Genomic DNA, 9,627 nt, shown 5'->3' with positions numbered 1-9,627 from the left:
CGCATCCATATAGCCTAGTGATATCAAGAGTGGTTCAGCCATATTGAACGCAAATAAACCAATAAAGTAACCTAACAGCCCCCCCAATACCGAAGTCACGGTGGTCAGCATCGCCAAAAACCATGCTCGCTCAGGCCTTGCTAAGGTCATGGGTGCCAACATCACATCAGGTGGAACCAAAAAACACGAAGACTCAGTGAAACTGACTAACGCTAACCAATAGGTCGCATATTTATGTCGGGCCCAAATCATCACTCGTGCATACAAACCAGAAAATAATCGCATTAAATCTGACCACTCAATAATGGGACAAAACTGACAGGATCTAATTCCGTTTCCTCATACCTGTCGCCTTCACGATCTATCACACGCAATGACTGTCCTTGGCTGCTGCCGACAGGAATCACCAAGCGTCCTCCAGGAGCCAGTTGTTTTAATAACTCTAATGGAATGTGTTCCGGTGCACAGGTCACAATAATAGCGTCATAAGGCGCATACCACTCCCATCCCCAGTTTCCATCACTGTGTTTGAGTTTAATATTATTGAGTTTTAATTGATAAAAACGTTCGCGCGCTTGATTTTGTAACGGCGAAATACGCTCAACACTGTATACCCGTTCGACAAGTTTGGATAACACCGCGGTTTGATAACCCGAGCCAGTACCGACCTCTAGAATTTTTTGACGAGGACCACCCTCTAATAAAATCTCGGTCATTTTAGCGACAATATACGGTTGAGAAATGGTCTGCCCATGACCAATAGGTAAGGCAGTATCTTCGTATGCCCGGCTCGCTAAGGCTTCATCCACAAATAGATGTCTTGGCATCTCACGAATGACAGACAACACATCACTATTTTTAATCCCTCGCTCCTGCAATCTGGCCACCAGCCGATCACGCGTTCGCTGAGAGGTCATGCCGATGCCTCGGTAGTCGGTTTTCATCTCAAATATCTTTCAACCAGTTGGCAACGCCATCAATAGCATCGTAGCGTGTTAAATCAATTTGTAAGGGGGTGACTGACACAGCTCCCCGGCGAATAGCATCAAAGTCAGTGCCAGGTCCTGCATCTTCCTCTTCACCTGCCGGACCGATCCAGTACATTGCACGACCACGAGGATCCGTTTCTTTGATAACAGGTTCAGCTTTATGACGATGGCCCAGTCTGGTGCTTTCGATACCTGTAATTTCATCTATCGGTAAATCGGGCACATTGACATTAAGAATGGTATCAGCCGGCAAAGCAGAGAGTTTTAACTGAGCGACCAACTTTTTGGCGACCCAGGCCGCTGTTTCATAGTGTGTTCCATTATGTGATGTCAGTGATATCGCAATGGCTGGTAGCCCTAGGAAACGCCCTTCCATCGCCGCTGCCACAGTACCGGAATAAAGCACATCATCACCCAGGTTAGCGCCAGAATTAATACCTGACACCACCATATCGGGTTCATCATCGAGTAATCCGGTAATGGCCAGATGCACACAATCAGTAGGCGTTCCTTCTACTCTGTATACGCCATCTTCTTGTCTCTCCAGTCTGAGCGGGTTTTCCAATGTCAGTGAATTGCTGGCACCGCTACGATTTCTGTCTGGTGCGACAACGGTTATCTCCCCTAGTTCTGCCATTGCCTTTGCCAGTGTGCGGATGCCTTTCGACATGTAGCCATCATCATTGCTTATCAGGATTTTCATTAGATTGTTTTGGTCTTTAAGCTCTTGTTATTTAGGCGCTCATATCTTAACAAGATTGAGCTGCGATCATTATACATTCAGGTAAACCAGCTATGCCGTGAGGTAATCTTACATAGCCTACCTAATCTGATGTGACAGCACTGTCATCATCATGACGTTTATTCAGCGACTTCCATCTCACTGACTTTTTGTAAACCACGAGGGAGTTTATGTCCTCTTTTGCCTCGACTGCCTTGGTAATGCTCCAGATCCGTGGCTTTCAAGGTTAAGTGCCGTCTGCCAGCGTGCAAGGTCAGGCCCTGTTCATTAGGTACAATAACGACCGCTTGCATCCATTCTTGACCCGAAGTGAATTTTGCCTGTGGAATATTAATGAGTCGGACGCCTTTGCCCTTGTTCATTTCTGGAATGTCATCTGCAGGAAAAACCAATAAACGTCCATCTCCGGAAGCCACGGCAACGCGTGTATCCTTGCTGTTTATAAATAACGGTGGCAGCAGTGAGGCGCCTTTTGGAATATTAAATATGGCCTTGCCCGCTTTATTTTTAGCGATCAAATTATCGAGTTGAGTAATAAAACCATAACCTGCCGTATTGGTTAGCAGCACCGATTGTTCCGACTCAACCGTAAGAACGGCGACAAACCTGGCCTCAGGAGGTGATTGTAACCGCCCACTCAACGGTTCACCCTGCCCCCTCGCAGAGGGTAAGGTATGAGCACCGAGAGAATAACTACGACCACTGTCATCCAGAAACACAATCTGTTGATTACTTCTGGCTTTTACTGACGCAAAATAGCGATCACCGGTACGGAAGTTTAATGAAGCCGGATCCACATCATGACCTTTGGCTGCACGCACCCAACCACTTTCAGACAGCACAATGGTTAAAGGTTCAGTGGGTAATAATTCGGTGGCATTCAGTGCTTTTGCAGCTTGTCGCTCTATAATCCGTGATCGTCGGTCGTCACCATACTTTTCAGCATCTGCCGTCAATTCTTTACGAATAAGTGTTTTCAGTCGAGTATCTGAGCCTAATAATAATTCGAGTTGTTTCCGTTCTTTACTCAACTCATCCATTTCGCCACGGATTTTCATCTCTTCCAGCTTGGCTAAATGGCGTAAACGTAGTTCTAATATAGCTTCAGCTTGTCTGTCCGAGATTCCGAAGCGCTCCATCATCACGGCTTTCGGCTCATCCTCAGTGCGGATAATGGCTATTACCTCATCGATATTGAGGTAGGCCACGAGTAAGCCTTCCAGCACGTGCATGCGATCCAGCACTTTATCCAGGCGATACTGTAGACGACGACGAACCGTTTCAACCCGATAACTGAGCCACTCCTGCAGCATATCCAGCAGATTTTTCACCTGAGGACGGCCATCCATGCCAATCATGTTCATATTGACACGATAGCTGCGTTCTAAATCTGTAGTCGCAAACAGATGTGACATTAAACTCTCAATATCCACTCTGTTTGAGCGGGGCATAATCACCAGTCGCACGGGATTTTCATGATCTGACTCATCACGTAAATCAGCGACCATCGGTAATTTTTTGGCCTGCATCTGTGCGGCAATTTGTTCTAGTACTTTGGCGCCGGAAACCTGGTAGGGCAATTCATGAATAATGATTTCACCCTCTTCTTTTTTATAACAGGCACGCTGTTTTATAGAACCATGACCCGTGGCATATATTTTATGAATCTCATCACGGCTGGAAACGATCTCGGCACCTGTTGGGAAGTCCGGGCCCTGAATATCTTCAAGCAGGTCGTCTAATGTGCTTTTTGGTGATTTTAATAAGCGTAAGCAGGCATTCACTACTTCGCGAAGATTATGAGGGGGCACATCGGTCGCCATACCGACCGCTATCCCAGTCGTACCATTCAATAATAGATTCGGTAATCGAGCTGGCAGTAATGCTGGCTCATCCATGGTGCCATCAAAATTATGTATCCAGTCCGCAGTCCCCTGTCCTAACTCACTTAACAGAACCTGTGAATACGCTGCCAGACGCGCTTCTGTATAACGCATTGCAGCAAAAGACTTAGGATCATCAATCGAGCCCCAGTTACCTTGCCCATCGACTAGAGGATAACGATAAGAAAATGGCTGTGCCATTAATACCATGGCTTCGTAACAGGCAGAGTCACCATGAGGATGGTATTTACCTAATACATCACCCACTGTTCTAGCTGACTTTTTATGCTTGGATAAGGCACTCAATCCAAGCTCAGACATCGCATAAATAATCCGACGCTGAACAGGTTTTAAACCATCACCAATATGCGGCAATGCACGATCCAGAATGACATACATCGAATAATCCAGATACGCTTTTTCAGTGAAATCGCGTAGCGGCATATTCTCCAAATCATCGACGAAAGTAGTCATGGGTTATATCTCTTCATCATTTATAAAGCAGCCAAATCGGCTAAGTCACCATGTTGCTCAAGCCAAGACTTACGATCACCAGCCCGTTTTTTGGCTAGCAGTTTGTCCAAGGTCATCATCGTATCGTCTTCGGCATTAATGGTAAGTCGAATTAAACGGCGGGTATCAGGCGCCATAGTCGTCTCGCGTAACTGCATGGGATTCATTTCCCCTAACCCTTTAAAGCGCTGCGTACTGACTTTACCTTTGATTTTTTCTTTTTCAATTCGATCCAGAATAATCTGGCGTTCTTCATCATCCAAGGCATAGAACACCTGCTTGCCCACATCGATGCGATATAACGGTGGCATCGCCACGCAGATATGGCCAGCTTCCACCAGAGGACGGAAATGTCTGACAAAGAGGGCACATAACAAGGTAGCGATATGAGCACCATCAGAATCCGCATCGGCTAATATGCAAATCTTGCCATAGCGCAGACCGGACAAATCATCAGACCCCGGATCCACACCAATAGCGACCGCAATATCATGGACTTCCTGAGATGCCAGGACTTGTCCAGGCTCAACTTCCCAGGTATTCAGAATTTTGCCGCGTAGAGGCATAATCGCCTGAAACTCACGGTTTCGCCCTTGCTTGGCACTGCCGCCAGCCGAGTCCCCTTCAACTAAAAATAATTCTGTACGGGATGGGTCCTGTGAAGCACAATCCGCTAACTTACCCGGTAGAGCTGGGCCGGACTGTACCCGTTTTCGGACCACTTTTTTTGCTTGTTTTAATCTGGACTGAGCGTTATTGATCGCCAAATCAGCTATTTTTTCGCCATCTTCCACGTGATGGTTCAGCCACAAACTAAAGGCATCTTTGACTACACCAGACACAAAGCCAGCACACTGACGAGAAGATAAACGTTCTTTGGTCTGTCCTGAAAACTGTGGGTCCTCCAACTTGACGGACAACACATAACAACAGCGTTCCCAAACATCTTCCGGTGCTAACTTCACACCTCTCGGCAATAAGTTACGAAACTCACAGAATTCCCTAAGTGCTTCCAAAACACCGCTGCGTAGGCCGTTAACATGGGTACCACCTTGTGCAGTGGGAATGAGATTGACATAACTTTCGGCCAGCTCGTCACCGGCTTCAAGCTGCCACATCAGTGCCCAGTCGACTTCCTGGGACTCCTCACTCATATGGCCTACAAAAGGCGCGGCAGGGACACAGGGAGCATCGGTCATGGCAGAGGAAAGATAAGAATTTAACCCATCTTCATAACACCAGCGATCTTCGACTTTTTCCTTTCCGGATAGATCAGTAAATGTGACCACTAACCCCGGACATAACACTGCTTTCGCCCGAAGTACGTGTCGTAATCTAGGTACTGAAAATTTAGGTGAGTCAAAAAACGGCTCTTCTGGCCAGAATCGCACTGTAGTACCAGTATTCCGTTTACCAACAGTACCAATTTCGTTTAAAGCTTCGACTAAAGCACCGCTTTCAAAAGCAATCTGATACTCGGTCGCATTTCGACGAATTTTGACTTCCAGGCGAGACGATAATGCATTAACAACAGAAACACCCACACCATGTAAACCACCTGAAAATCGGTAGTTCTTATTGGAAAACTTACCACCAGCATGAAGTCGGGTCAGAATCACCTCAACACCAGGCACGCCTTCTTCGGGATGAATATCCACGGGCATACCTCGACCATCATCACTCACTTCCAATGAATTGTCTTTGTGTAGTGTTACCTGAATCTGTTTAGCATGACCGGCCACAGCCTCATCAACACTGTTATCAATGACCTCTTGGGCAAGATGGTTAGGACGAGCAGTATCTGTATACATGCCTGGTCGTTTTCGGACAGGCTCAAGCCCCGTCAAAACTTCAATGGCAGATGCATTGTATGTATTCGTCATTGTTGAGATATCTACCTAAAATTATTCCCACCGAAGGTTAGCAGGATAAAAGCCTAACAGACAACACAGATACAACATATCTGTGAAAAAAACACGATTTAAATAAAGTGAGTGTGTGATTCCCTCGTGTTAAAGGTGACAAGTTTGTAAAGTTTTGTAAATAAAAACCTGATAAGACTGCTTAACAAAATATCTGGCGTATGATTTCCACCTTAAAATTAACTAAGCTGGCAACCTGATTTAACTTAAATTGACTAAGATCATGTTTTCTTAATTAATGTTGTGGTGGAATAGTGGCGAAGAAATTATTCACTGATAGAAAATTGATAATTGAGCTTAGCATTATGTTGGTCTGCAAGCTCGTGTTACTTTTTTTTATTTGGCATTTGTTTTTTAGTAGCGCCCCCGACGACATTGACCATGACGCCGTCGCTGACGTGATTATTAATCACTCTTCAGATGGAGAAGCACCTTGATTTCTGAACACCTAGTCGATCTATCCCGTTTGCAGTTTGCCATCACGGCAATGTATCACTTCATTTTTGTTCCACTTACTCTGGGGCTTTCTTGGATTCTGGTGATCATGGAATCCGTCTATGTTATGACCGGTAAAGAAATCTACCGAGACATGACAAAATTCTGGGGCAAACTCTTCGGTATCAACTTCGCTCTTGGTGTGACGACTGGGCTGACTATGGAATTTCAGTTTGGCACCAACTGGGCCTATTATTCGCACTATGTTGGCGATATATTTGGTGCCCCACTAGCCATTGAGGGCTTGATGGCTTTCATGCTTGAGTCCACCTTTGTAGGTATGTTTTTCCTCGGCTGGGACAGACTCAGCAAACGACAACATTTAACCACCACTTTCCTGGTCGCTCTCGGGTCTAATCTTTCTGCATTATGGATTCTGGTGGCGAATGCCTGGATGCAAAATCCGGTTGGCGCACAATTCAATTATGAAACTATGCGTATGGAACTGACCAGCTTCTCCGAAGTATTTTTCAACCCTGTGGCTCAGGTGAAGTTTATCCATACTGTGGCTGCCGGTTATGTCACTGGTGCCATGTTTGTTCTCAGCATCAGTGCTTACTACTTATTGAGAAAGCGTGACATCGGCTTTGCTCGTCGTAGTTTTGCTGTCGCAGCAGGTTTTGGTGTGGCGGCCATATGTTCAGTCATTCTGCTAGGTGATGAAAGTGGTTATGAAGTAGGTGATGTACAGAAAACAAAATTAGCCGCCATTGAAGCTGAATGGGAAACTGCAGAGCCACCTGCCGCATTTACACTGTTTGGCTTGCCGAATGACGAAACAATGGAAACCGACTATGCGGTTAAGATCCCTTATCTTCTGGGACTGATTGCGACACGCTCAGTCACTGAACCTGTTACGGGTGTTAAAGATCTGGTAGCTGAACATGAAGACCGTGTTCGTAATGGTATGCAAGCCTACGCCTTATTAAAACAATTACGCGAAGGTCCTGTCACAGAAGAAACTAAAGCCGCGTTTGATGAAGTCAAAGATGACTTGGGCTACGGACTACTGTTGAAGAAATATACTAACAACGTCACCGACGCGACAGACGAACAAATTAAAGCGGCAGCACGTGATACTGTGCCACCTGTTGCACCTATGTTCTGGGCGTTCAGAGTCATGGTCGCTTGTGGTTTTGCCATGCTGATTGTGTTCTTTTTGTCTTTCTATCACTGTGCAAAAAGACAAGAGTACAAGAAAAAGTGGTTGCTTCGTCTGGCCATGTTCAGCCTGCCGTTACCATGGATAGCCGCCGAGACAGGTTGGTTTGTAGCTGAATTTGGTCGACAACCCTGGACCATCAGTGGCATTTTACCAACGCATATTTCGACATCGACCTTGTCCGCCGGTGATGTATACAACAGCCTGATAGCGTTAGTTGTCTTTTACACGCTGCTGTTAATTGTTGAGCTTTACCTGATGATCCGGTTCATCAGGCAAGGACCTAGCAGTTTACACACGGGTCGTTACCACCACGAAACATCAGCAGCGAGGAGCTAATCATGGTACTGGATTACGAAACATTAAAATTAATCTGGTGGCTGCTGATGGGAATTCTCCTTATTGGCTTTGCCTTGACTGATGGCTTTGATATGGGCGTAGGAATTTTGCTACCTTTTATCGGCCATACCGATGAAGAGCGCCGTATCATGATTAATACGGTCGGTCCTCACTGGGAAGGAAACCAAGTGTGGTTAGTCACGGCAGGTGGTGCCTTATTCGCTGCATGGCCACTGGTTTATGCCATGGCGTTTTCAGGTTTTTATTTAGCGATGATGCTAACGTTGTTTGCCCTCTTTCTTCGACCTGTAGGGTTTGACTATCGAAGTAAACTGGATGACTCACGCTGGCGTTCCAGCTGGGATTGGGGGTTATTTATCGGCAGCTTTGTCCCGCCACTTATCTTTGGTGTGGCATTCGGTAATTTATTACTGGGTGTACCCTTTTATTTTGACGAAATGATGCGTCCAAACTACACCGGTGGCTTCCTGCAGTTATTGAATCCCTTTGCATTGTTAGCGGGCGTAGTCAGCTTGCTGATGATTGTTATGCATGGATCTGTCTGGTTGCAAATTCGAACATTGGATAGTCTTGAATGGCGAGCCACACAAGTTGCCAAGGCCAGTTCAGTCGCCTTATTAATTGCCTTTGCTTTAGCCGGCTTATGGGTGTCTTTCGGTATTGATGGCTATGTCGTCAGCTCTATGCCTGCGGCAAGTTCAAGCTTCACACCCGACATGAAACAAGTCACCACTCAAGCGGGAGGCTGGTTACTCAATTATCAACAGTATCCATGGATGATGCTGGCGCCCATATTGGCTTTTCTGGGCATGATTGGCGTGTATTTATTTTCTCACTTTTCACGTGCTGGCTGGGCTTTCATCAGCAGTTCCATCACACTGACGGGCATTATCCTGACCGCTGGATTTTCTATGTTCCCATTCATCATGCCATCAAGTGATGCAGTGAATCATAGCCTGACTATGTGGGATGCCACCTCGAGTTTGTTAACATTAAAAATTATGTTTTGGGTGGCGGTAGTCATGGTGCCAATTATTATTTGCTACAGCTTCTGGACCTACCGTCGTATGTGGCGAAGACTCGATGTGAATTTCATTCGTGGTAACCAACATTCAACCTATTAGGAACCTGTTATGTGGTATTTTGCCTGGATACTTGGAATTTTATTAGCTGTGGCATTAGGTATTATCAATGTCATGTGGTTAGAAAACTGCCCAATGGATACGCTGGATGACTGAATCTTGGTTAGATAAAACTATTATTCGTTTGCTTAGCCTGTTAATGGCATTAGGCTTGTCTGCAGCGATATTAGTTTTTCCCAACCGTTTGTTAATGGAAAATGGTAAATCTGATCATGATTTATTAATGCTGTTGCTTGTCGGCATCTGCATTGGGTTTATTCATGGTGTGGGCTTTGCTCCAAAAAGGACTCTATGGCACTTTTTACTCAGCCCTTATCTATGCTGGCCCATAATGCTCTATGGCTACTTTCACATGGCGATCAATTAATGCGTCTGGGTCTTTTTTTTCCTCTCATTATTGCACTGGGTTTCGGCATACC

10 protein-coding genes are annotated in these 9,627 nt (G+C 45.7%); 5 read left to right on the top strand and 5 right to left on the bottom strand.

Annotated features, from left to right (window positions below; all coding sequences use genetic code 11):
- The 5 genes from B4K20_RS02515 to parE all read right to left on the bottom strand — a co-directional run.
- Positions 1 to 285: YqaA family protein (locus B4K20_RS02515; RefSeq protein ID WP_414683362.1), on the bottom strand; the 285-nt coding region annotated here is incomplete at its 3' end.
- On the bottom strand, positions 285 to 944 hold the full coding sequence (locus B4K20_RS02510) for a protein-L-isoaspartate(D-aspartate) O-methyltransferase (protein ID WP_286303838.1): 660 nt from the start codon (positions 942 to 944) through the stop codon (positions 285 to 287). The genes B4K20_RS02515 and B4K20_RS02510, both read right to left, overlap by 1 nt.
- 1 nt (position 945) lies before the next feature.
- Entirely contained in the window at positions 946 to 1,692 is a 747-nt protein-coding gene (gene surE / locus B4K20_RS02505) for a 5'/3'-nucleotidase SurE (RefSeq protein ID WP_286303837.1), read from the bottom strand.
- A 158-nt stretch (positions 1,693 to 1,850) separates the two neighbouring features.
- Positions 1,851 to 4,088, bottom strand: coding sequence for a DNA topoisomerase IV subunit A (gene parC, locus B4K20_RS02500; protein ID WP_289281767.1), 2,238 nt, complete (start codon positions 4,086 to 4,088; stop codon positions 1,851 to 1,853).
- Between the two features lie 20 nt (positions 4,089 to 4,108).
- A complete protein-coding gene (parE, locus tag B4K20_RS02495) occupies positions 4,109 to 6,010 on the bottom strand; it encodes a DNA topoisomerase IV subunit B (RefSeq protein ID WP_289281766.1) in 1,902 nt (633 codons plus the stop codon).
- Positions 6,011 to 6,303: 293 nt separating this feature from the next.
- Between parE and cydP the strand changes: the two genes are divergently transcribed.
- The 5 genes from cydP to B4K20_RS02475 are packed head-to-tail and all read left to right on the top strand — an operon-like array spanning position 6,304 to position 9,575.
- On the top strand, positions 6,304 to 6,486 hold the full coding sequence (cydP, locus tag B4K20_RS16985; RefSeq protein ID WP_354001267.1) for a cytochrome oxidase putative small subunit CydP: 183 nt from the start codon (positions 6,304 to 6,306) through the stop codon (positions 6,484 to 6,486).
- Complete coding sequence (locus B4K20_RS02490) at positions 6,483 to 8,045, top strand: cytochrome ubiquinol oxidase subunit I (protein ID WP_286303834.1); 1,563 nt, start codon at positions 6,483 to 6,485, stop codon at positions 8,043 to 8,045. The genes cydP and B4K20_RS02490 overlap by 4 nt, the downstream gene beginning before the upstream one ends.
- Before the next feature lie 2 nt (positions 8,046 to 8,047).
- On the top strand, positions 8,048 to 9,190 hold the full coding sequence (gene cydB / locus B4K20_RS02485; RefSeq protein ID WP_289281765.1) for a cytochrome d ubiquinol oxidase subunit II: 1,143 nt from the start codon (positions 8,048 to 8,050) through the stop codon (positions 9,188 to 9,190).
- A gap of 9 nt (positions 9,191 to 9,199) precedes the next feature.
- A complete protein-coding gene (gene cydX / locus B4K20_RS02480) occupies positions 9,200 to 9,304 on the top strand; it encodes a cytochrome bd-I oxidase subunit CydX (protein ID WP_286303831.1) in 105 nt (34 codons plus the stop codon).
- A complete protein-coding gene (locus B4K20_RS02475) occupies positions 9,297 to 9,575 on the top strand; it encodes a cyd operon YbgE family protein (protein WP_286303830.1) in 279 nt (92 codons plus the stop codon). Before cydX ends, B4K20_RS02475 begins: the two co-directional genes overlap by 8 nt.
- Positions 9,576 to 9,627 lie beyond the last annotated feature (52 nt).

It is taken from the genome of Methylophaga sp. UBA5088 (assembly GCF_002414625.1).
GTDB classification, from domain to species: domain Bacteria; phylum Pseudomonadota; class Gammaproteobacteria; order Nitrosococcales; family Methylophagaceae; genus Methylophaga; species Methylophaga marina.
The sequence above is the reverse complement of the archived record's forward strand: the minus strand, read 5'-3'. Positions and strand labels throughout refer to the sequence as shown.

Bases quoted from the DNA above. Each gene is read 5' to 3' on its own strand.
- parC (WP_289281767.1), bottom strand. From the start codon at position 4,088: ATGACTACTTTCGTCGATGATTTGGAGAATATGCCGCTACGCGATTTC.
- B4K20_RS02510 (WP_286303838.1), bottom strand. From the start codon at position 944: ATGAAAACCGACTACCGAGGCATCGGCATGACCTCTCAGCGAACGCGT.
- B4K20_RS02475 (WP_286303830.1), top strand. From the start codon at position 9,297: ATGACTGAATCTTGGTTAGATAAAACTATTATTCGTTTGCTTAGCCTG.
- surE (WP_286303837.1), bottom strand. From the start codon at position 1,692: ATGAAAATCCTGATAAGCAATGATGATGGCTACATGTCGAAAGGCATC.
- cydB (WP_289281765.1), top strand. From the start codon at position 8,048: ATGGTACTGGATTACGAAACATTAAAATTAATCTGGTGGCTGCTGATG.
- cydX (WP_286303831.1), top strand. From the start codon at position 9,200: ATGTGGTATTTTGCCTGGATACTTGGAATTTTATTAGCTGTGGCATTA.
- parE (WP_289281766.1), bottom strand. From the start codon at position 6,010: ATGACGAATACATACAATGCATCTGCCATTGAAGTTTTGACGGGGCTT.